The organism is Empedobacter sp. UBA7252, from assembly GCF_002472765.1.
GTDB lineage: Bacteria > Bacteroidota > Bacteroidia > Flavobacteriales > Weeksellaceae > Empedobacter > Empedobacter falsenii_B.
Window position 1 is genome coordinate 38,727 of record NZ_DKSQ01000002.1, and the last position, 21,541, is coordinate 60,267.

General features: G+C 29.9%; 19 protein-coding genes. 4 read left to right on the top strand and 15 right to left on the bottom strand.

Features of this window, described 5'->3' with window-relative positions; all coding sequences use genetic code 11:
• Positions 1 to 6: 6 nt before the first annotated feature.
• Entirely contained in the window at positions 7 to 1,803 is a 1,797-nt protein-coding gene (locus B2X73_RS00960) for a PspC domain-containing protein (protein WP_219034302.1), read from the bottom strand.
• A complete protein-coding gene (locus tag B2X73_RS00965; protein ID WP_125350363.1) occupies positions 1,796 to 2,137 on the bottom strand; it encodes a PadR family transcriptional regulator in 342 nt (113 codons plus the stop codon). Before B2X73_RS00965 ends, B2X73_RS00960 begins: the two co-directional genes overlap by 8 nt.
• Positions 2,138 to 2,452: 315 nt before the next feature.
• Here B2X73_RS00965 and B2X73_RS00970 point away from each other — a divergent pair, with 315 nt between their 5' ends.
• The 4 genes from B2X73_RS00970 (at position 2,453) to B2X73_RS00985 (ending at position 6,833) form a co-directional block, all read left to right on the top strand.
• Positions 2,453 to 3,244 carry a S1/P1 nuclease gene (locus B2X73_RS00970; protein WP_219034301.1) on the top strand — a complete coding sequence of 264 codons (792 nt, stop codon included), beginning with the start codon at positions 2,453 to 2,455 and terminating at the stop codon, positions 3,242 to 3,244.
• A 197-nt stretch (positions 3,245 to 3,441) separates the two neighbouring features.
• Complete coding sequence (locus tag B2X73_RS00975; RefSeq protein ID WP_257468096.1) at positions 3,442 to 3,867, top strand: Hsp20/alpha crystallin family protein; 426 nt, start codon at positions 3,442 to 3,444, stop codon at positions 3,865 to 3,867.
• Positions 3,868 to 4,110: 243 nt separating this feature from the next.
• A complete protein-coding gene (locus B2X73_RS00980) occupies positions 4,111 to 5,142 on the top strand; it encodes a hypothetical protein (protein WP_219034300.1) in 1,032 nt (343 codons plus the stop codon).
• Between the two features lie 128 nt (positions 5,143 to 5,270).
• Entirely contained in the window at positions 5,271 to 6,833 is a 1,563-nt protein-coding gene (locus B2X73_RS00985) for a M20/M25/M40 family metallo-hydrolase (RefSeq protein ID WP_125350368.1), read from the top strand.
• Between the two features lie 51 nt (positions 6,834 to 6,884).
• Here the strand turns inward: B2X73_RS00985 and B2X73_RS00990 are convergent, their stop codons facing one another.
• Genes B2X73_RS00990 through B2X73_RS01050 form a run of 13 tightly spaced genes read right to left on the bottom strand, consistent with a single transcriptional unit; the run spans position 6,885 to position 21,541 of the window.
• Complete coding sequence (locus B2X73_RS00990) at positions 6,885 to 8,192, bottom strand: phenylacetate--CoA ligase family protein (protein WP_219034299.1); 1,308 nt, start codon at positions 8,190 to 8,192, stop codon at positions 6,885 to 6,887.
• Positions 8,171 to 9,832, bottom strand: a complete 1,662-nt coding sequence (locus B2X73_RS00995; protein WP_286495628.1) for a C45 family autoproteolytic acyltransferase/hydolase — start codon at positions 9,830 to 9,832, stop codon at positions 8,171 to 8,173. The genes B2X73_RS00990 and B2X73_RS00995 overlap by 22 nt, the downstream gene beginning before the upstream one ends.
• Positions 9,819 to 11,390, bottom strand: a complete 1,572-nt coding sequence (locus B2X73_RS01000) for a phytoene desaturase family protein (protein WP_286495630.1) — start codon at positions 11,388 to 11,390, stop codon at positions 9,819 to 9,821. Before B2X73_RS01000 ends, B2X73_RS00995 begins: the two co-directional genes overlap by 14 nt.
• Entirely contained in the window at positions 11,365 to 15,024 is a 3,660-nt protein-coding gene (locus B2X73_RS01005) for an MMPL family transporter (RefSeq protein WP_286495632.1), read from the bottom strand. Before B2X73_RS01005 ends, B2X73_RS01000 begins: the two co-directional genes overlap by 26 nt.
• Positions 15,017 to 16,201: a DUF2062 domain-containing protein gene (locus B2X73_RS01010; protein ID WP_291065371.1), complete on the bottom strand. Its 1,185-nt coding sequence runs from the start codon at positions 16,199 to 16,201 to the stop codon at positions 15,017 to 15,019. The genes B2X73_RS01005 and B2X73_RS01010 overlap by 8 nt, the downstream gene beginning before the upstream one ends.
• Positions 16,202 to 16,204: 3 nt before the next feature.
• The gene (locus B2X73_RS01015; RefSeq protein WP_291065373.1) at positions 16,205 to 16,687 is read right to left on the bottom strand and encodes a hypothetical protein; all 483 of its coding nucleotides are present in this window, start codon (positions 16,685 to 16,687) and stop codon (positions 16,205 to 16,207) included.
• Positions 16,687 to 17,058 (bottom strand): 3-hydroxyacyl-ACP dehydratase, encoded by a 372-nt coding sequence (locus tag B2X73_RS01020; RefSeq protein WP_125350372.1) that lies wholly within the window; start codon positions 17,056 to 17,058, stop codon positions 16,687 to 16,689. The genes B2X73_RS01015 and B2X73_RS01020 overlap by 1 nt, the downstream gene beginning before the upstream one ends.
• A gap of 56 nt (positions 17,059 to 17,114) precedes the next feature.
• Positions 17,115 to 17,738 (bottom strand): hypothetical protein, encoded by a 624-nt coding sequence (locus B2X73_RS01025; protein WP_125350373.1) that lies wholly within the window; start codon positions 17,736 to 17,738, stop codon positions 17,115 to 17,117.
• The gene (locus B2X73_RS01030; RefSeq protein WP_312357418.1) at positions 17,716 to 18,342 is read right to left on the bottom strand and encodes an outer membrane lipoprotein carrier protein LolA; all 627 of its coding nucleotides are present in this window, start codon (positions 18,340 to 18,342) and stop codon (positions 17,716 to 17,718) included. The genes B2X73_RS01025 and B2X73_RS01030 overlap by 23 nt, the downstream gene beginning before the upstream one ends.
• Positions 18,332 to 19,105 carry a polysaccharide deacetylase family protein gene (locus B2X73_RS01035; protein WP_280051373.1) on the bottom strand — a complete coding sequence of 258 codons (774 nt, stop codon included), beginning with the start codon at positions 19,103 to 19,105 and terminating at the stop codon, positions 18,332 to 18,334. Before B2X73_RS01035 ends, B2X73_RS01030 begins: the two co-directional genes overlap by 11 nt.
• Complete coding sequence (locus B2X73_RS01040) at positions 19,102 to 20,091, bottom strand: beta-ketoacyl synthase chain length factor (RefSeq protein WP_286495636.1); 990 nt, start codon at positions 20,089 to 20,091, stop codon at positions 19,102 to 19,104. Before B2X73_RS01040 ends, B2X73_RS01035 begins: the two co-directional genes overlap by 4 nt.
• Complete coding sequence (locus tag B2X73_RS01045; RefSeq protein ID WP_280051371.1) at positions 20,088 to 21,284, bottom strand: beta-ketoacyl-[acyl-carrier-protein] synthase family protein; 1,197 nt, start codon at positions 21,282 to 21,284, stop codon at positions 20,088 to 20,090. Before B2X73_RS01045 ends, B2X73_RS01040 begins: the two co-directional genes overlap by 4 nt.
• Positions 21,284 to 21,541 carry a phosphopantetheine-binding protein gene (locus B2X73_RS01050; protein WP_019975316.1) on the bottom strand — a complete coding sequence of 86 codons (258 nt, stop codon included), beginning with the start codon at positions 21,539 to 21,541 and terminating at the stop codon, positions 21,284 to 21,286. Before B2X73_RS01050 ends, B2X73_RS01045 begins: the two co-directional genes overlap by 1 nt.

Here is a 21,541-nt window from a genome sequence, read left to right on the forward strand (position 1 = left end):
AAGAAATCAACGATTATTTGAATGATTTCTGTAGTTAATGTTAATAGAATCTGTATCATCTTTATAGTGTATTTCTTGGTTTGATTTTTCTTTTTTGTTTTCAGTTCTTGGTAAATTTAGTCCTACTGAACCGTCTTTACTTTCGACACGAATACCATTTTTATCAATTCTAACTCTCGCCGAATCGTTTCCGTCATTCAAATTTATGTTTACATCCTCTGAATCAAGATTAATATCGTCCTCAGAATCTGAATCTTTTTGACAATTCAAACATACGAATTTTTTTCCATTATATCCAATAAATTTATTCTTCAAATCGTATAAATAATCACGATCATTATCATTATTAATAATTGTTATTCGATCAGTGTTATTCGTGTGAATTAATTTGTTCTTAGGAACATACAATTTGATATCAACCGTTTGATTTCTAAATTTACCATCTTTAGGAATTTTAATAAACTCATCTAAATAAAGTTTATTTCCATTTAATTCGTAATTATATCTAATTGCTTCTAAATTGCGTTTTGCTTCTTCTTTGCTTCCTCCTTTAGAAGAATAAGTTACTTGAACATGAAGTTTATCGTCTGTACTTTCTTCAATCTCAAAAATATCATCAATTGGAATGATTAAGTTTCCATCAGCATCAATTAATTGATCTAAATCGTTAAAAGTTTTGAACTTTAAGTTACCTTCATTATTTTCTCTAAAATAAACTTGTAAGGTATCAGAAGGAATAACATAACTTTTTTCTTGTGTCATTTCAACTGAGTTTCTAAATTTACTTGCTGTACTTACAGAAATTCCGATGATTGCAAATAATGCAACAAACCAAAGAGCGATTGATCCAAAGATGACAGCTTTGCTTACTTTTACTTTATTCCAGAAACATTTTACACCTAAAATTGTCAACAAAATACCTGGAATTACCATTAATATTCCTCCAAATATTTTGGCTGCCATGCTCATCCATTCCTCTTCAACAAGATAACCGAATAATTCTGTTGGCATTTCTGTCCAAGTAGTAAAGAAGAAAAAGAATCCTCCAATGATTAATCCAATTCCTGAACTTAGAATGATAAATCCGATGAACCAAAGTAAAATTCGACCAAAAACACCAAAGGCTCCGCCTAATTTATTACTTAATTCTTTGCTTCCACTTACAACAGCTTCACTAGCTTGTTCTACGTTTTTTTTTAATGTATCAATGTTTGCTGGTTGTCCGTACATCTGTAACTTCTCTGATGTTGTTTTTGCTTTTGGAACAAAAATTAACAAGATAAAATAACAGAATACCACTAAGAAAAATGATACACCTGCTGTGAAAATTCCCAAAATTCCAAGAACTAACCAAATAGAACGTACAAACCAAGGATCAACGCCCATATAATGCGCCAAACCAGCAGATAATCCTGTTACAATTGTATCATCTGGATCGCGGTACAAACGTTTCGCACCAGTTTGTTGCCCACCATACGATTGATTATTTGACGAATAATTGTATGATGAATTTGTAGACGTTTTTTCGTTCTCTTCATCTTCTTCAACCTTATATTGATCTGGATGTCCCATCGTTGCAATTACAAAATTGATGTCATCTTCGTTTACGACTTCTCTAAATTTTAATCGTTCACGAAATAATTCAGAAATACGGATTTCTACATCTTCAATAATATCTTCTACACCTTCCGTACCTCTCAACGAAGTTTTTACATCTTGTAAATAGGTCTTTAATTTATTATAGGCGATTTCGTCTAACACGAAAGAAAATCCTCCTATACTTATTGATACTGTTTTATCCATTTTTCTGCGTTTCTGTGGTTACTTTATTCACGGCTTCAATTAACTGTTCCCAAGTTTCAGCTAATTCTTTTAAAAAATTTTCACCTAACTCTGTAAGTGCATAATATTTGCGAGGTGGTCCTGACGTTGATTCTTCCCAGCGATACTGTAAAAGGTCATCATTTTTTAGTCTTGTCAAAAGCGGATATAATGTTCCTTCAACAACAATCATCTCTGCTTTTTTCAATTCGTCTATGATATCAGATGCATAAGCATCTCCTTTTTTGATAATGCTGAGAATACAATATTCCAGTACACCTTTTCGCATCTGAACTTTTGTTTTCTCTATATTCATAAGAACGGCTTGTTTTATTTTGTTATACAAATATATATAAAAGTTTTAGTATTATGCAAAACAAAGTACTGAATTATTTTTAGTATTATAAATAAAAGACATACCAATCTGCCTGTTTATCGAGGTTTATTGAATTAATATTTTTTTTAAGTTTTTTAAGTTATTTAAGAATATTTTAAAATCGATGTTTTTTTTATGAAAAAGTACTTGATTTTACTTGAAAAAATATTAACTATCATTTAAAAATCACCTTCAAAAATCACTCATTCTACTTGAATTAGTTTTATTACCTTTGTCAAAAATCGAGCTCACACAATGAAAAAAATTATAGGAAGTGCAATGCTTTTAGGAGCATTTTTAGCTTCAGAAAGTGCTTTAGCTTGGGGATTAACAGGTCACCGAGTAGTTTCTCAAATTGCAGAACAACATATTAGCAAGAAAACTCGTAAAGAAATTACAAAAATTATTGGTCCACAAAAATTAGCGTATTGGGCGAACTGGCCAGATTTTATCAAGTCTGATGATTCTTGGAAACATGCAGATTCTTACCATTACGTAAATATTCCAGGAGATTTGGATCGTGCACAATTTGATGTTGCGCTAGATGGAACTTCTGATGATAATATGTACAAAAAAGGTTTGTTTTTGATTAATGAATTAAAAAACAACAAGAATTTAACAATCGAACAAAAACAACACGATTTATATTTCTTGATTCACATTTTGGGAGATGCGCATCAACCTTTACATGTTGGGCGTCCAGACGATTTGGGTGGAAATAGAATCAAAGTTGAATGGTTTCGCGATAAAGTAAATATTCATACCGTTTGGGATTCTAAATTGGTTGATTACGAAAACTATTCGTACACAGAATATTCTAATTTACTGGATATTGCAACGAAAGAACAACAAAAAACAATGCAAGAAGGAACTTTTGCTGATTGGATTTACGGCTCTTATATTATTGCAAACAGAATTTACGCAGGTGTTAAAATGGACGATAAATTAGGTTACCGTTATCATTTTGACAACAAAAAAACGATCGAAGATCAAATGCTAAAAGGCGGTCTACGTTTAGCAAAAGTTTTAGACGAAATTTATAAATAAATAGAATCTTTACCGAGATTTACAAATCCTGAAAATGACTTTTCAGGATTTTTTTATGTTCAAAATTTAAATTTTCGGTCATTTTGACATTTGAAAATAGTAAAAACCAGTCATTTTGTCTTAAAATATCGATTTGCACATAATTTGAATAAAGTGAAAACATGAACAATGAAATCAAAAATTTAAACATACAAGACATGAATACAGCAAGAAAAAATAGAGCAAATTATTTTCCTTTTGGATTTGAAAATGCAATGCGTCCAAAATTTGAAACTTTTGTAAATTCTCAAAATCAATTTCCTGCAGTAAATATCAAAGAAAATGAAGATAGTTTCGAGATTTTATTAGCTGCACCAGGTTTAAACAAAGAAGATTTCTCTATTGAAATTGATGAAAATATTTTGAAAATTTCATCAGAATTTAAACAAAATGAAGAAGTAAAAGAAGAAAAATTTTCGAGAAAAGAATTTAATTTTTCAAGCTTCAGAAGAGCATTTACATTGCCAGAAACCATAAACGAAGATAAAATAGAAGCTTCTTATGTAAACGGAATTTTGCAATTAGTTCTACCTAAGAAAGAAGAAGCTTTACCAAAAGAAAAACGTAGCATACAAATTTCATAGATATAGTTAATTTTAGTTGGTTAGTAAATCCTCAATTCTTCGGAGTTGAGGATTTTTTGTTTAAATCAAATTTATAATTTTATCATTTCCTCAAAAACAATGTTAAAAAAAGTGACTATTTTATCGAAAACGGAATCAAAAAGTTCTTAACAAAAACACTTAATAATTTTTATAAAAAAGTGTTTTTTAGTAAAAATTATTAAAAACTAATCTTTTACATTTACAAAAGATTAAAATTCAACTATGCACAAAAACATTTTATCTACAATAACTTATGTTGTAAAAACACGTTTTTGCACAAGCTCAAAAGAATTTCAAACAACTGAATTTAATTCGGATAACGGGTTAAAAAATAGGTTGGATGCTTTTAATTTTCTTAAAAATTACATCGAAATTATTTCAAATGAAGGTTTGCTACAAATTGAAAGTAACTTTATTCAACCAAAAGCAATTGATCGAATAAATACTGAAATCAATTTTCCTAACGAAAATAATTACAAACGCTTAAAACTAGTTAATCAAGAAGCTATTTTTATCACTCCAAATGAAACCATTTTTCCTTACGGAATTAGTTTGTCTTTTGTGTTAAATGAAGATTTCGATTCTTTAAAAAAAGATAACGAATATGAAATTTATTCTTTAAAAAATTCTAAACAAATTAATTATTCTGAACAACTTAACAATTTAATAAACGAATATAAGTTACTGAAAAATTTAGGTTTTGAAGAACAAATAAATGCAATAAAATTAAATAAAAATCTATTCTCAAATTTTGCTATTAAAGATGACTATTTCAAAATTTTAGACACACCTTTTTTGTGGAATAACCCAACAAGACAATTTTTTATAAATAATATTTCGAACAACGAATTTATTCTAGATTGTCTTTACGATCATCTTTTTCATTATCAATATTTTAATTATGTTCAGTTTTTAGAAAAGAATTGTCCGAAAGAAATTGAAAAAAATATTTATGCAATGCTGCATGGTCAGGGAGGTTTATTATTTGTTGGTTATCATCCAGAAAATTTAACCGAAAGTATTATGAGCGATGTCGAATTGATTAATTATTACAATTTACTTGATGCAAATTTTTCTCAGGACGAATATTTATATAAAAACATTAATTTACAGATATTTAGTTTCAATGATTTTCCAGTTTTAGCAATTACGGTTTTTCCATTAAATGAAGAATCGAAAAAGAATCATGCCTATAACCCTGACAAAATATTTGTGCTACAAAATAATCGATTCATTAAAATGAAAGATAGTTAAAAAACAATACTATATTTTCAAAAAAACATAATTACACAAAAGACATCTACAGATGTCTTTTTTTATTTCACAAAATATTCTATTTTAGACCTAATTTGTAAAATTTATCACACGAAATTACTTTAATTATGAAATTGATTAACACATTAACCTACTCTACAATTGTATTATCGTCTATTGCGGTACATGCGCAAGCACAAGAAAAATTAGACCCAACTGTACAAAGTTTTGTAACCGAAATTCAAAATAATTCGCAGTTGAAGAAAATTTCGCACGAATTATTAGACGGAATCGGACCTCGTTTAGTAGGAACTCCACAAATGGATCAAGCAGGAGAATGGGCAATTAAAACGTTGAAATCTTGGGGAATTGATGCCCGCCGTGAAGATTATGGAACATGGAAAGCATGGGAGCGCGGAATAACGCATGTTGATATGACGTATCCAAGAGCAAAATCTATCGAAGCTACTCAATTAGCATGGTCACCAGCAACTAAAAAAGCTGTGAATGCAGATGCTATCGCAATGCCTGTTTTCAAAACAAAAGCTGAATTTGACGCATGGTTACCTTCTGTAAAAGGAAAAGTTGTTTTGATGTCACAAAACCAATCATATGGACGTTCTGATTATCAATACAAAGATTTTGGTTTAGAGGATTTGTATAAAAAAGTTACTGAAACAAGAAAAGCTGAAGCCGAAGCTTGGGCAAATTCTATAAAAGTGACAGGTTACAACAACAATACACTTCCAGAAGTTTTTGAGAAAAATGGAGCTGCAGCGGTTGCAATTTCTTATTGGACAGGAATTATGGGAGCAAATAGAATTTTTGGTGCAAAAACGAAAACTATCCCAATGTTAGATATTTCGAATGAAGATTACGGAATGTTATATCGTTTAGCTGAAAATGGAACTGCTCCAAAATTGACTGTTAATGCACAATCTAAACACAATGGAGTTGCGAAAACATTCAATATTATTGGAGAAATTAAAGGAAAAGAAAAACCAAACGAGTACATTATTCTTTCTGCTCACTTCGATTCTTGGGATGGAGCGCAAGGAGCAACAGATAACGGAACTGGAACTATCACAATGATGGAAACAATTCGTACAATCAAAAAATTATACCCAAATAACAAACGTACAATTTTGATTTGTTTATGGGGAAGTGAAGAACAAGGATTGAATGGTTCTCGTGCTTTTGTAGAAGATCATCCAGAAATTATTAAAAACACTCAAGCTGTATTTAACCAAGATAATGGAACAGGACGTGTAGTAAACATCAATGGATCTGGTTTTGAAAAATCATATGAATACATGACGCGCTGGTTACAAGCTGTTCCTAATTTTATTACGAAAGAAATCAAGACAGATTTCCCTGGAATGCCAAGTGGTGGAGGATCGGATCATGCATCTTTTATCGCTGCAGGAGCGCCAGCTTTCGGACTTAGTTCATTAAATTGGGGTTACGGTACGTATACTTGGCACACAAACAAAGATACGTATGATAAAATCGTTTTTGAAGAAGTACAAACGAATGCAATTTTGAGTGCTACTTTAACGATGATGGCAGATCAAGAAAAAGATTTAGTAAGTCGTGAGCGTCGTATTTTACCTAATGGTAGAGACGGAAAACAGCAAGAATGGCCAGAGGTTAAAAGCCCGGCAAGAAATTCTGATACTTATTTAAAATAAGATATTTTCAAATAAAAAGTCCACTGAAAGTGGACTTTTTATTTCATATATTTAACTTTCTCTATAATCAACAAACGTAATTGGTTTTCTACTTTCTGGCTTGAAAACAATTGATTGTAATTCTTCAAAAGTTTCAAATTTTATAGAAGGCGTTACGCGTAATTTTGCTCTGAAATAATCTTTTATTTTTGCTAAAAAATCATCGGTTTCGTCTGTTGAAACTAATCGAATTAAAATTTCATCTGTTCCAAATTCGTTCGAATAAATTTCGATTAAATGTAATTTGATTTCATCAAAATGATTCAAAATATCATGTAAAGCTGGCGGATACAAGGTTGTTCCTTTGTACTTTATCATATGTTGCTTTCTACCTTCAACTGGTCCTAATCGATACGAATTACTCCCGCATATACATTTATCGGAATGTTTGCGTACTAAATCACCTGTTTTAAAACGCAATAAAGGCATTCCTTCTATTCCTAATGTTGTAATTGTCAATTCACCTAATTCACCATCTTGTACAACTTCATTATTCTCGTCTAAAATTTCTGTGATAATCAAATCTGGCTGATGATGTCCTCCAACCGATTCATTACATTCTGTAAACGCTGTTCCCATCTCGGTTGAAGCATAAGTCGAAAAAAGTTGAATATCCCATTTCGAATTTATTTTTTGCGCCAACAAAGACGAATTCAAATCTTTATCACGCAACGACTCTCCAATACACAAAACCGATTTTACGGATGAATTTTGATAATCGATGTTATTTTTCTCTGCATAATCTAACATTTTCAATAAAAAAGATGGAACAGCAACCAAAAATTTGGGTTGATATTTTAAAATAGAATCCCATTGCAATTGCGGAACTCCAGCACCAACACGAATAACGCCCGCGCCTATTTTTCTCAAACCAAGAAAATACGCCAAACCAGCCATAAAACGACGATCAATCGTTGTCATCAATTGTACAACATCACCTTTTTGAACCCCAATTCGTTGAAAAGAATTCATTTCATTTGCTGCCAGACGATCTAAATCTTTATCCGTCAAACCAAATGTTACAGGATCACCTAAAGTTCCAGAAGTTGTTGAGTAATCAATAATTTCAGTTAATGGAACACATAAAAAATCAAAATTATATTGTTGCAAATCATTCTTCGTTGTAACAGGAATTAATTTTAAATCTTCCGTTGTTTGAATAGATTTCCAATCAATTTGATATTTTTTGAATAAATCTTGATAAAATTTGGAATGCGTCGCAAGATACTTTATCTGTTCTTGAAGTTTCTGATTTTGAAATTCTTTAATCTCTTCTAAAGATTGAAGTTCTAAGGATGTTAACGCGTTTTTCGAGAACATTTGGATAATTTTTTCTGAATTTTATTTCGGTCAGGAACTGTAGTCACCTCCTTTGTCAATGCTAATTTATAATAAAAACTCGCTTGTTGATAATCTTTCTGCTGAAAATAATAATCACCAACTTTGTCATAAACCAACCAAAAATCAGGATTATTTTGAATGTAACTTGTTAAAAAAGTTTCATCAATTTTCTTATTTTCTTTTATCAACTTACTTATTTGGTGTGTTTGTTCACGATATTTTTCATAATTAGAATAATCAGCAGATAAGACAAACTTGTCTTTTTCTATTCTCAAACTATCTACATTTAACATATAATTTGAAATAGAATCATTAAAAATTTTATTCAAATCATAAGCTGTAAACTCACCTAATTGATATGGATTTGACGAAACCCAAACCAATCGTTTATCTGGTTGAAAAACAACTGCGTGATGCGCCAATAGTTGATTCAAAGCCTTTTCATTTCCGTAACCTAATTTAGTGTTTTTCAAACCATTTGTATCACGCAATAATTCAACCATTTTAGTGGGATTTAGCTTATTTTCATTCGAAAGATGTTCTTCAATTTTTTCAAAACGATAAACCGAATGACTTTCCTCTTTTTGAATATTATTTCGCTTATCATCCAAATAAACATCACTCTGAAAATGGTTAGTACAAGCTAAATAAGGTTGATTTTGAACTTCATAAACACCAAACTTTTTAGGAGAAATTTCTATCAACACCACACGATGATCTTTTGAACTACCAATCATGATACTCTCAGAAACGAAAACCTTTTTAGTCTTTGCTATTTCAATTGCTTGATCAATCGTTGAGGCATATTGTAAAATTTCTAAAGCAACGAGAGAAATAGGCGTTTTTGCTTTAAGTGGAATAGAAGATTTTCCCGCATTTATCGTTACTGTAAGCCCTTCCAGATTCATTCCAGACGAAACACCAATCATTCCACACCAAGTCACCGACATATATGGATAACCAGAATTTGGCTTGACAAACGAAACTATTTTATTCTTCGCAAAATCATCATTTGCATAAAAGTCAAAATTGCGACCAATCAACAAACCTCCATCTTCAGATTTATTATCCAAAACAGCCAAAGATGAACAACCAACCAACATCAAATCATGCATAGCATGTCCTATATCGTGCGCCCCATGTAAAAAAAGGTTACGATTATATTTGTCTATTAACGAATCATAGTGGCTATTTGCAGACTCAGAAAGTCCATAAATTTGTGCTTTATATTCGTTGTTGACATATTTATGTAAATCTCGATTATAATATTTGAGTACTTTGAAAAGAAATTTTCTGCGCTTTTCAGAAGGAATAAAATCAGTTATCAAATTCATGAAAGATTGCTCTTGAAAAGCATATAATTCTTTCGTTAAAACACCTGTTTTTTGACCAATTTCTAACGGATCTCCCGAAACAAAAAGTTCCCAATTTTGTGTTTTATTTTTCTTAAAAAAATTATTTTCAATATAAAAAAGTGAGTCATTGATCTCATTTCTACTATATTGTTTTGATTGAAAAGTAGACAAATCAGGACGATTTTCTAAACTTTTTCTAATGCCACAAGATATAAACGTAAAAAAAATAAACGTAAAAAAGTAAATAGTTTTATTCATTCGCATTTAGTTTTATTTCACGATGAACTTTATTCATTAAATAGTCAGCACCAAGGATTTCGCAACATGTTACAAATGCACCAACCGTTACACCCAAAACTCCATGAACACGGACATTTTGACCAGTAAAAAACACATTTTTTACTTTTGATCTTGGTGAAATAAATGTTTTCATCGGATGATTACTATCTTTCAAATATCCATACATATTTCCTTTTTCAGAACCTATAAAATCGCGATAAGATAAAGGCGTAGAAGTATGAATTGAAGAAATTTTTTCTCTAATATCAGGAAATTTTTTCTCTAATTTACGAATGATTAATTCCGTTTTCTGACGTTTAAATTCTTCATATTCTTCTCCTCTATTTCCGTAATTATCATTAATATCAACATTATACGATTCTTCCCATTTTTGTACTTCATCAAACATCATATACGTCATAACCGTCATACTTTCCGAATACTCTTCATCTTTTTGATCCATACTAAATGTTGCAATGTATGTATTTGGCCAATCATTTGTAGTTTTTTCGTAGCTGTCCCACACATCATTTATCGAGTTAAAATGATAAATATTATGATTGATATAGGAAAAACTTTTTGGCTTAAAAACAATATAAATAGTAAATGCAGAAGGCGTTACTTCCAAGCTTTTGACGCGTCGAGAAAATGGTTTACCAAACTTACGCTCGCCTAACATATCTATTGTTTTTTTAATGTCAATATTCGAAATGAATAAATTACCAAAGAAACGTTTTCCTTTTGTTGTTTCACAACCAATTACTTCTTCATTCTCGTTTTGTACAAATGATTTTATTTCTTGGTATTTATAAATTTCACCTCCATATTTCTTCAGTTCTTTGATCAAAAGTTTCGCGATTTGGCTTCCTCCATTTACACATCTCCAAGCCGAATGTATATAAGAGTTAACTGAAAGCGCGTGTATGTACAAAGGCGTTTTCTCTGCTTGTCCTACATAAAGAAAATTATTTCCTACTAAAACCGCTTTCAAACGCTTATTTGTGAAAACCGAATCGATGTATTCTTTCGCATTAATCGACAAAAAATCTTCTTCATCAGCAAAAGTTCCGATATTCAAATTATACATAGGAAAAGCAGAACAAATTTCCTCTAATTTTTTGCTGTATTTGATTAAATTTTCTCTCTCTTCAGGAAAAAAAACAGCTAATTGATCAACAAAATTCTGATACGTTTGCGCAATTGGATATTCCTGAGAATCATCATCAAACGAAATCATATCAAAACCATTTTTATTCAACTGGCGCAATTTCAATTTGTCGGATATATTCAAATAACTGAAATAGTTATACAAATTTTCTCCTTTATCCAAACCTCCAACATAGTGAACACCAGTATCAAAAATTGTTTTATTTCGAACAAAAGTTTGCAAATTCCCTCCAAACTGATTGTTCTTTTCTAATACAACAACTTTCTTTCCTTCTTTTGCCAAAATAAGCGCAGAAACAAGTCCTCCCAAACCACTACCAATAACGACTACATCGTAATGAGATTCAGAATTATTTTGTGTAAATTGTGTATTCATTTGTTTCGGTTTGTTGGGCAAAACTTGTAAAAAGTGATTCGTCAATATTTCTATTCTTTAAAACAACAATTTTCTCAAATTGATTTATTGTTTCTTGATAAATATTTTCAATATCAGTAGAAATTAAAAGCGTCTTATAATCATCTATAACATCAAGATCAGAACGATATTCTAACGAACGAATTTTTGTAATGTAATTTGTTGCTGCAATCTCTCGCTTTTCTTCCTCTTTTACAAACGTTATTATTTTTCGGTTTGCTTGTTGCATCAATAATAAAAAATCAATTTGTCCAAAATCATTCGAAAAATGAACTATTTTTTCATCTTTTGTAAATGCATTATTTAATTGATGATAAACAGATTTATTCAAACTAAAATCCTTTTTTACAACTTGAATAATTTCAGATTCTTTGTACAAAAAACTTAAAAATAATTTCTGTTTCCAATAGTTTTTATCTTCATATTTATCTCGAATTTCTTGAAAATTATTTTTAAATTCCTTACTGATTCTTTTAGTTCGTTCTGAATAATTCAAACCATAGTTTTCATCATTCCAAGCAATTCTTTTACCTATTATTGAATAAATATGTCCATCAAAAATTAAAAAATCTCCTTTTGGAATAATCTCTGAATTTCCATGAATATAAATTGGTAAAATATCAAGTTTCAATTTCTCCGCCAAATAAAATGCACCTTTATGAAAACGATTAATATTATTCGTTCGAGAACGTGTTCCTTCAGGGAAAATCATCAACGAAAACTCATTCCCAATTCGAGTTTTAATCTCTTCAATATTATTTTCAACACCGTTTGAAACAGGATAAAAACCTGCCATTTTCACAGCTCGACCAAAAATCGGCGATTTATAAACCCAATCGTTCACTAAGAACACAATTTTAGGCGTACACATTCCAATCGCCAACGTATCCAAGAACGAAGTGTGATTCGCAATTATGATTGACTGTTTCTTGAAGTCTTCTTGATTTGGATTAATAATTTTCTTGACAACCGTTGGCTTTAACATCAACACAGATTTCATAAAAGTTGACATTCCCCATCCAAAAAGTTTATATTTTTTTTCTTTCGAGATTGGTAAAATAAGCATAAAAAATCGAAGGATTAAAGACGTTATTGTACCAAATAATCCAAAATAAATGAAGAAAATCCCACTTTGAATTGCCAACCACAACGTCATTGGAGATTTACCTTTTTTAGGACGATTTGAGATGAAAAATCGAAATAAAATTGGGTAGAAAATAAATGTAATCACTAGTGCCGCCACAACTCCAACTAAAGAAACTGATGCGATTGATTTCAACGCTGGATGTTTAGCAAAAATAAGTGCTCCAATTGCTAAAATTGTCGTGATAACTGCTAACAAAATCGAAGTGCGATAAGTAGGCATTTCATCTTTTCCGGTCGTATATTCTTTTTGTAAAGCACTCGTCATAAAAATACTAAAATCAACACCATGACCAAAAACCAATGTACAAACAATACTGCTAAAAATATTGAATTTAATATCAAAAAGTCCCATCAATCCAGCAGTAACCAAGCCCGATAACGCAATAGGAATCGCACTGATAATAACCAATTCTATACGTCGAAAGAAATACCACAATATTAATAAAACAGCAATAAATGAGTAATTGACAAGATTATTAAAATCTGTCACTAAATTTCCTAAAAAATTTTCGTTTAACTGTTTGCGATCAATTACAATTGTTTCTTTATTATGATATTGTTTGATGAAGTTTTCTCGGCTTTCTTCCTTTAATTTTACTAAAGTAGAAATCGTATAAAAACCTTTTTTTTGCGAAACAAATTCTTCAAAAAGCGACGGATTAAATGCTCTATAATCTTCTAAATTTAAAGGTTGATATGCTTTATCAAAAATTGAGAAAAATTGATTATAAATTTCTTTTTTGAAACCATATTTTTTTCCATCCTTGATAAATTCATTCTTTACAAAATTCACTTTATCTGAATTCCAAAAATTTTTCCAATCATATATTTTTTCTTGTTGAACAGAAATTGGTAAAATCAACGATTGAATAGAATTATAACTTAAAATCTCATCTCTATTTTCTGCTTTTTGTAACTTATTTGTTAACGCAATATTTTCATTTAATACGTCTTCTACATTGTTTCCATAATTGACAACATACAACGATTTTGAGATAGAATTAGACGATGTTTCTAACTTTTGTTCCGCTATTTTTTGATCGGTTGGAACGTAATTCAATTTGGATAAATCTTTATCAAAATTGACATTATTAAACGTAAAACAACTCACAATAATCAAAAGAACACAAGCACCAATCAATATCTTGTTATTATGAAATGAAAAGAACGCTAACTTCTCTATTATTGAAGAATTATTTTCAATCGCATCTTGTTTTGGATGATATAAATGTGGAATAATCAATAAAGAAAAAATACCAGAAACAATAACTGTTATTCCAGCAAAAATTCCTAAATCTTTCAACACATCTGATTTCACAAAAAGTAAACACAAAAATGCAATCGCTGTTGTCGTACAGCTCATGATTAACGGTTTCGTAATCTCTCTAAACAATGTTTTAGAATCGCTATTGTGCTTATAATGCGTCATGATATGCAGCGAATAATCAATTGTTATTCCTAATAAAACTGCTCCAATACTCAATGAAATTGCAGAAATTGTACCTTGAATAAAATACAAAAGTGCCAAAGCGAAGAAAAAACCAAAAACGGAAGGAATAAAAATAATTATCGGAATGTAAATTTTTCGATAGAATACAATTAAAATGATCATTAATGTAATCATCGAAATCAAAACGGTTGTTATAATATCTTGTTTAATTTGTTTTGCATTCGCAACTGCAATAAAGCTTGAACCGAAATAACTCAATGTTGATTTTCCGCTATATTCTGGATTTAAATGCTGTTGAATTTCTTCTAAACGATTAACAAATTCAGTATTATGTTCTGTTTCACTTCCTGAAAATTTAGGATTGATAAAAAGAAATAATTTCGAATGATCTTTCGTCACAATAAATCCATTGTAAACTTCGAAATCATCCGTCAAATTCTTTTCTTTTAAACGATTTAATGCAACAAAAGTCAACCCAAGCGGATCTTTCAACATAAATTCTTTTGAAACAATTCCAGTCGGTGTAATCAAACTTTTGTAATTACTTTCAACAATAGAAGCAATCGAATCTTTTAAGAGTTTTTGTTCTAACTTTTTATAATCTTCTTTCTCTAAAAAAAGTGGCAAATTTTGATGAACGAAATCAAAAGTCGAAGCAAAATTATCTAAATCATATTGACCTTGAATATCATTATAATAATTACTTAACGGCTGAACACTATCTAAAAAATCTGTTGCTTGCGCCGTCATATCATCCAACGTTCCAGCTTTATCTTTTTCGATAATCACCGCAACTTTATCCGTAAATTTTAATTGAGCAATAACCTTTGCCATTGCATCATTTTTCTCATCTTTCGGAATGATTCGCGTAATATCTTCTTCAAATTTTAGTCGATTTGAAAAAAAAACACAACCAAGTAAAAAGAGAATAAAAAATAATACACTCAACCATTTATTTGCCTTGATTTGTAAAAATATGTTGTAGAAAAATTTATGCATTCTTAATTGTCTTTTGACTGAAATAAATTAATAAAAAATAACTTACAATTCCACTAACAATACTACAAAAAGTAGCTAAAACTAAACTTCCGACAATATAACGAAGCAGATTTTTTTTGATAATTTCAAAAGAAACCAAACTCAAATCCAATTGAAAATTGTCTTGCAAAATAAATCCCCCAGTCAACAAAGAAAGATAAATAATTATCGGAATCATTGGCGGAATACTAATGTTGGAACAAAAGAAACTAATCACTTTATTAAGACGAAACATCGACGCTAAAAAAATGGATAAAAAAGTTTGAAAGCCCCAAAATGGTGCAATTCCAAGAAAAATTCCCAAAGCAATTGAAAGCGCTTTTACTTTATTGCTATCATTACTCCCTAGAATATCTTCTTTAATGAATGTTCGTATATTTTTTTTTTTGAAACTGAAGAAAAAATTTCGTGGTTTGATGTAAAAAATCGTCAAAAAAACCAGAAAAGTATTCAAAATACTAATTCTCGTAAAATCTTGAAATGGACGAAAATGTGAAACTCGTTCGTTTGGATCGTACAAAATATCAATCGGAATATTGGTCACCTCAACTCCTTTCCAAGCTGTTCGTACAATAATCTCAATTTCGAATTCGAATTTATTTGTCCAAAACTTTTTCGGAATAAATTTCAACGGATACAAACGATAACCAGATTGTGTATCATTCAGCTTAATTCCAGTCTCGAACCAAAACCAAAAGTTAGAAAACTTATTTCCAAAACTACTTTTCTTCGGAATTCCATCTTGCTCCATTTGACGACTTCCAATAATTAAAACAGGCTTATTTTTTTGATCTAATTCTGTAATAAAATTTGGAATATCATATGGAAAATGTTGACCGTCAGAATCGATTGTCAATGCATAATGGTAGCCTTTTTCTCGCGCAGTTTTAAAACCAATACGAAGTGCATTTCCTTTTCCTTTGTTCTCTGGAAGTTCAATTACAATAAACTGATTCTGATAATCTTTTAAAATTTCAGAAGTAGAATCCGTCGATCCATCATTTATAACTATAATTTGATTCGTGTAATCTAAAACTCCGTCAATCACACGCTTCAATGTTTTATGATTGTTGTAAGTCGGAATAAGTACACAAACTTTTTGTTCGTCTATTTTATGTCGAATAATCGAAAAATCCATTGATTAATTTAGTTTTTTCAGCTGTTGCGCTGTAAAAGTATTGTATTTTTTGGCGTACGATTTCACCAAAGTTTTTACTTCTTTTGGTGCAGAACTAAAATTTTCGACAATAAATGTTTTATCTTCTTGTATATTTTGATTGTATTTGATAAACTTTGGAATATTCTCTTGAATAATCAATCGAATTAAACGATTTTCAACATCTTTAGAGTCTTTTTTTATCGAATTATTGATCAAAGTTGCTCCATCTGTAAAATATTGTTTCTTCGTTTCCTTATCTTTTATATACCTTGCTTTCAGAATTTTAGACGCACCTTTATATGCAATAATTGTTTGATTATCACCTGAATAATTATCTAATTTATTATACAAAATAGATACATTATTCGATGATTTTGAAGCGTTTTCAAAATCTGTTCTCAATTCGGATAAGGTTAATCCAAAGAAAAATGAAACCGATAAAAAAATAGATAATAGAGTTTTCATTAATCTAAAACTTTATAAATTGCACTAAATTTTAACGCATTTGTCGTTTCAAAAAATGAAGAATTTTTCACTTTCACTTCATTATTTTCACAAACAACATTCAAACTCAAATCCAAAATAGGATTAATAAACGGATTTATTGTCGCCATAAATTTCACATTCGAAACTTTAGACAAAAACAAATCTTTCGAAACAAAACCTTCTGTTATCTCCTTTATTATCTGCATCATGCAAACACCAGGTGTAATTGGGTTATTTGGAAAATGACCTTCGAAAACTTGATGATTTGGATTTAATTCAATTTGAACTTTAAAATTATTTTCATCAATTTTCTCAGTATTTTTAATGATATATAGATTAGGAATAAGCATTTGTAATAGTTTTGAGTTACAAATATAATCTAAAAAAAGATGATTTGTACGTTAGTTTACTCTTCCTCTAATTGTATATTTACTTTTGTAAGTGTGATACTTAAATTGAAGTGATTATGTTTGATTAAAATCTGATCAGGAAAATCTGTTTGATCTCCTGAAAATTGATTAATCGTTTTTATTTTATTCTTCTTTAAATGAACCAATTCTTTAAAATAATTTGATTCATTCTTAGCAAAAATTAAACTCACTTCTTTTGATTTTAAAATCGTTTGATCTGTCGTTTTTATATGCTCATCAACTTGAAAATCATTCTTAAAAATAGCTTGTAAATCTTCTGCAAGAGTTTTTACAACCACTTTTTTTTTCAAATCTGGCATTACATAATTCAATGTATAATCGTGGTCTGTAACTGACAAATCGAATAACGTATTCCCAAAATCAGACGTCATTACCACACGATGCGAGTTGTAACCCAATTTTTTCACAACAAAATTACCTTTCATTTCCTTTTTCATGAACGTAATCTTGAAACGATAACTATACTCTTTATCAGTTGAACTAAAATATGGGTTCAAAAACTCCCTTTCATCCTTTTGTTGTTCTTGTATATCAGCAATTTTGTAAGTCGTTCCACAAGAGGTTAAAATGAAAAAACTAAGGATTAAAAACAGACGCATTTATTGTTTTATTTAAAGATTTGTTGGTAAATAAAATTTTCGTGTAATCATCCGAAGGTTCAATTAATTTGACTTCTGTAACCGTTGATTGACCTGAATAAAACGTCAACTGAATTTCTTTGATGTACTTTTTTACATCCTTTATTTTTGGTTGTAATTTTGCAATTCGAGATTTATCAGTTTTCGCAAAAGTTATGATAAAATCGTTTGTATCAAACAAATTTCCACTTACACTTCCGACAATTAATTGATTTAATTTTTCAAATTTTTTATTTCCTTGTAAATCTACACTCGATTTATTCCCTTCATCATTAATGTAAATTTTTCCATTGTTAAAAATCACATTATAATCAATTGGTTGTGTATAATTCCAACGCATCGCTTTAGGATTTTGCAAGTACAATTTTCCTTTCGAAACAATTGGTTTATCCAAGAAACTCATCACTTTATATTGTGTAAAATCAGCCGTCAACGTTTGTATTTTCTTAGAATCAGCTATAATATCTTTTTTGAAATTCTCAATTTCAGCATTACTCATTTTACTTTCTTGCGCAAAAATTGTCAAGTGAAAAAAAGCTAATAAAATGAAGATTTTAGTTTTCATATACATCAATTTTCAAGAGTTCATTTAATGGAACTACTTTATAATTTTCCTTTTGTAAAAATACGAATAATTGCTCTAAAACATTCGCAGTTTTGTCTGAAGTATCGTGCATCAAAATAATAGAACCAGGCTTTATTCGACCAGTAATTCGGTTCAATAATTTTTTTTCATCATTGATAACTGTATCCAAAGAACGAATATCCCAACCAATTACATTATGTTGTGTTTTATTTAAAGCCTTTGCTATATGTGGATTTGTGACACCAAAAGGTGGTCTAAAAATTTTCGTCGTAACGTTTATTTTTTCTCCAATAAGTTGATTGGTAGAAACGATTTCATCAATGATTTTTTCTGTTGAATAAAAACCATTTTTAGAAGAGTGATGAAATGTATGATTCCCTATCAAATGTCCTGATTGATGAGTTATTTCAAGAATTTCAGGATAATTTTCGATTTGTCTACCAATGCAAAAAAAAGTTGCTTTTGCACTATTTTTTTCTAAAATGGTTAAAATTCTTAGTGTAAATTCCGTCGGTCCATCATCAAAAGTAAGAGAAATTATTTTCTCTGAATGATTATTTCCTCGATGATAAGCTTTCAAAAAATAGTTAAATCGAATTTCAAAAGCTCCAAAAATTGTCAATAACAACCAAATAATAAAAGGTATAAACAAATAAAAAAAAGACAAACCTTTTGTAAAACAACCAATTGATAAACAAATTAGTATAACTACAAAAAGGATTGTGACTACTCTGAATTTCATATCGATTGAAGCAATACTAAACTCAAATCTTTACCTTTATGACCATTCACTAAAAGTACGTTTTTATAACTTTCAGCTTTTACGTCATTCTTTTTGAATTGGTTTGGTAAAGTTTGATTTTTCAATAATTCACAACCTAACACAAATCCGAAAGCAGAGGAAGTTCCAAATTCTCCAATAAAATCTTTGTATCCAAATAACTCAAGTTGATTTAAATCATTAATATTCAATAAATTTTCACCAGAAATAATCGAATCAATATCGGTTAAATCAATATGATTCAATTGAATGAATTTTAAAATTTCGGAATATAAATCTTCAAATTGATTTAAAATAGAAACATCTAAAACTTTTGTATAAGAATTTTCATTTCTTTTATTAGATAAAACACAAAAATGAGCACCTTCACTATATTTAATTCCTTGATTTTCTTCTGATTCAATCTCACCAATTAATTGTAACAACTGATATGTTCTTTCTCCAATTTCATCAATTCCACCAACCAAAACGTTATTTACTTCTTGATTTTCAACTTGTAAAAAACCATCTAGAAGTGCATTTTCAAACGAATTAAAACCATTTGTATACGTGAAATTATACGCATTACAACCAAGATGCAAAGCAATTTGAGAACCAACTGTATTGTGCGTAGATTGAATAAAAGCTGTTGGCGTCAAAAACTCTTCTTTGTTTTGAATAATATTTGTCAAAAACTTCTCAGAATCAACCAAACAACCCAAAGCAGTTCCAGTAATTATTGCTTCTGGTTGTTTAATTCCTGCCTCATTCAATGCTTTTAGAGAAGAATAAATTCCCATTTTTACACCAGAAGCCATTCTACGACTCATCGCAGGAGAAATAATATCTTTTAACGAAGGCGATTTTGCCTTAGTAATAGAAGCTTCTAAAGGAAGAAAATCATCAGTTATTATATCTATAAATCGCACATTTACAAAGCCTAATCCGTTTACAAATACTTCTTTCATGATTTAGAAAAAATTAAAGTTGAACAATTTCCTCCAAAACCAAACGAATTTGATAACACATATTCAATATCTTTCTTTTCCAATTTTGTGGTCGGAAAGATATTCAACTCTTCAATCGGAGATTGAAAATTAAGATTTGGATAAACAAGATTATGTTGAATACTCAACAAACTGAATACCGCTTCTACACTCGCTGCAGCAGCCAACGTATGACCTGTAAATGGTTTTGTAGAACTAAAATTAGGGACATTTTCTCGGAAAATTCTCTTCAAAGCTCGACCTTCTGTTATATCATTATTGTTTGTTGCAGTTCCATGAACATTAATATAATCGATTTCTGAAGGCTGAATAATAGAAGTTTCGAACGCTTTTTTCATCGCCAAATACGCTCCTTCTCCATTTTCAGACGAAGCTGTTTGATGAAATGCATCATTAGCATTTCCAGCACCAACTAAATAACCAAGAACTTTTTTATTTGACTTTTGAACTGATTCTTCTGATTCTAAAACTAAATAAGCTGCTGCTTCACCAAGATTTAGACCTTTTCGATTTTCATCAAATGGTTGATTAAACTCATCACTCAAAATCATCAAACTTTTGAATCCATTAATGGTAAATTTTGACAAAGCATCCGTTCCGCCAACAATCACTCTATCTAATTTTCCTGAATTAATCAAGCGCGCTCCATACATAATCGCATTCGCAGCCGAAGAACAAGCCGTACTAATTGTAGAAACAAAGCCTTTCAAACCAATTTCATTTGCAATTTGATTGGAAGAAGCGCCCGCATCGTGACTCGAAATATACTTTTGTTTCTCGGGCAGGTTTTCATAATCCAAAAAATAATTTTCCGTCATATCCATTCCTCCCACACTTGTCGAAGAAATCAGTCCTGTTCTGACTTCATTTACGTTTTCGATTCCTGCATTTTTCAGAGCTTCTTTCACAGCTATTAGTCCTAACATCGCTGTTCGAGAGAAATTATTCTCTGAAGATAAGTTTAAAAAAGTTGCTAATTCATCATTCGATAATTTAATTTCACCTACAAAAATTTCATTTTTATGAATAGAATCAAAATTTTCAAGGCATGATAAACCATGCTTTTGATGAATTAATGAATCGAAATTCTCTTCGACATTCTTACCAATTGCCGAAATAATTCCCATTCCTGTTATTCCAACTTTTTTATGCATTATTTTGTTCTATTTTTTTCAATATAATCTGCCATTACTTCTACCGATTGAAAGATTGTTTTTCCTTCTTTTGGATCAGTAATTTTGATTCCATATTCTTTATCCAATAAAACAATCAACTCCAAAGCATCGATTGAATCTAATCCCAAACCGTCACCAAATAAAGGATCATCATTTTTGATATCCTCTACTGATACATCTTCAAGGTTTAAAATTTCGATAATTTTTACTTTTAAGTCGTTAATTAAATTTTCCAT

Excerpts from the sequence above, each read along its gene's own strand:
- B2X73_RS01020 (WP_125350372.1), bottom strand. The coding sequence starts at position 17,058 with ATGCTTATTCCTAATCTATATATCATTAAAAATACTGAGAAAATTGAT.
- B2X73_RS00990 (WP_219034299.1), bottom strand. The coding sequence starts at position 8,192 with ATGTTCTCGAAAAACGCGTTAACATCCTTAGAACTTCAATCTTTAGAA.
- B2X73_RS01040 (WP_286495636.1), bottom strand. The coding sequence starts at position 20,091 with ATGAAAGAAGTATTTGTAAACGGATTAGGCTTTGTAAATGTGCGATTT.
- B2X73_RS00965 (WP_125350363.1), bottom strand. The coding sequence starts at position 2,137 with ATGAATATAGAGAAAACAAAAGTTCAGATGCGAAAAGGTGTACTGGAA.
- B2X73_RS00975 (WP_257468096.1), top strand. The coding sequence starts at position 3,442 with ATGAATACAGCAAGAAAAAATAGAGCAAATTATTTTCCTTTTGGATTT.
- B2X73_RS01025 (WP_125350373.1), bottom strand. The coding sequence starts at position 17,738 with ATGCGTCTGTTTTTAATCCTTAGTTTTTTCATTTTAACCTCTTGTGGA.
- B2X73_RS00995 (WP_286495628.1), bottom strand. The coding sequence starts at position 9,832 with ATGCGAATGAATAAAACTATTTACTTTTTTACGTTTATTTTTTTTACG.
- B2X73_RS01005 (WP_286495632.1), bottom strand. The coding sequence starts at position 15,024 with ATGCATAAATTTTTCTACAACATATTTTTACAAATCAAGGCAAATAAA.
- B2X73_RS01045 (WP_280051371.1), bottom strand. The coding sequence starts at position 21,284 with ATGCATAAAAAAGTTGGAATAACAGGAATGGGAATTATTTCGGCAATT.
- B2X73_RS00980 (WP_219034300.1), top strand. The coding sequence starts at position 4,111 with ATGCACAAAAACATTTTATCTACAATAACTTATGTTGTAAAAACACGT.
- B2X73_RS00985 (WP_125350368.1), top strand. The coding sequence starts at position 5,271 with ATGAAATTGATTAACACATTAACCTACTCTACAATTGTATTATCGTCT.
- B2X73_RS00970 (WP_219034301.1), top strand. The coding sequence starts at position 2,453 with ATGAAAAAAATTATAGGAAGTGCAATGCTTTTAGGAGCATTTTTAGCT.
- B2X73_RS01050 (WP_019975316.1), bottom strand. The coding sequence starts at position 21,541 with ATGGAAAATTTAATTAACGACTTAAAAGTAAAAATTATCGAAATTTTA.
- B2X73_RS01015 (WP_291065373.1), bottom strand. The coding sequence starts at position 16,687 with ATGAAAACTCTATTATCTATTTTTTTATCGGTTTCATTTTTCTTTGGA.
- B2X73_RS01035 (WP_280051373.1), bottom strand. The coding sequence starts at position 19,105 with ATGAAATTCAGAGTAGTCACAATCCTTTTTGTAGTTATACTAATTTGT.
- B2X73_RS01000 (WP_286495630.1), bottom strand. The coding sequence starts at position 11,390 with ATGAATACACAATTTACACAAAATAATTCTGAATCTCATTACGATGTA.
- B2X73_RS01030 (WP_312357418.1), bottom strand. The coding sequence starts at position 18,342 with ATGAAAACTAAAATCTTCATTTTATTAGCTTTTTTTCACTTGACAATT.
- B2X73_RS00960 (WP_219034302.1), bottom strand. The coding sequence starts at position 1,803 with ATGGATAAAACAGTATCAATAAGTATAGGAGGATTTTCTTTCGTGTTA.
- B2X73_RS01010 (WP_291065371.1), bottom strand. The coding sequence starts at position 16,201 with ATGGATTTTTCGATTATTCGACATAAAATAGACGAACAAAAAGTTTGT.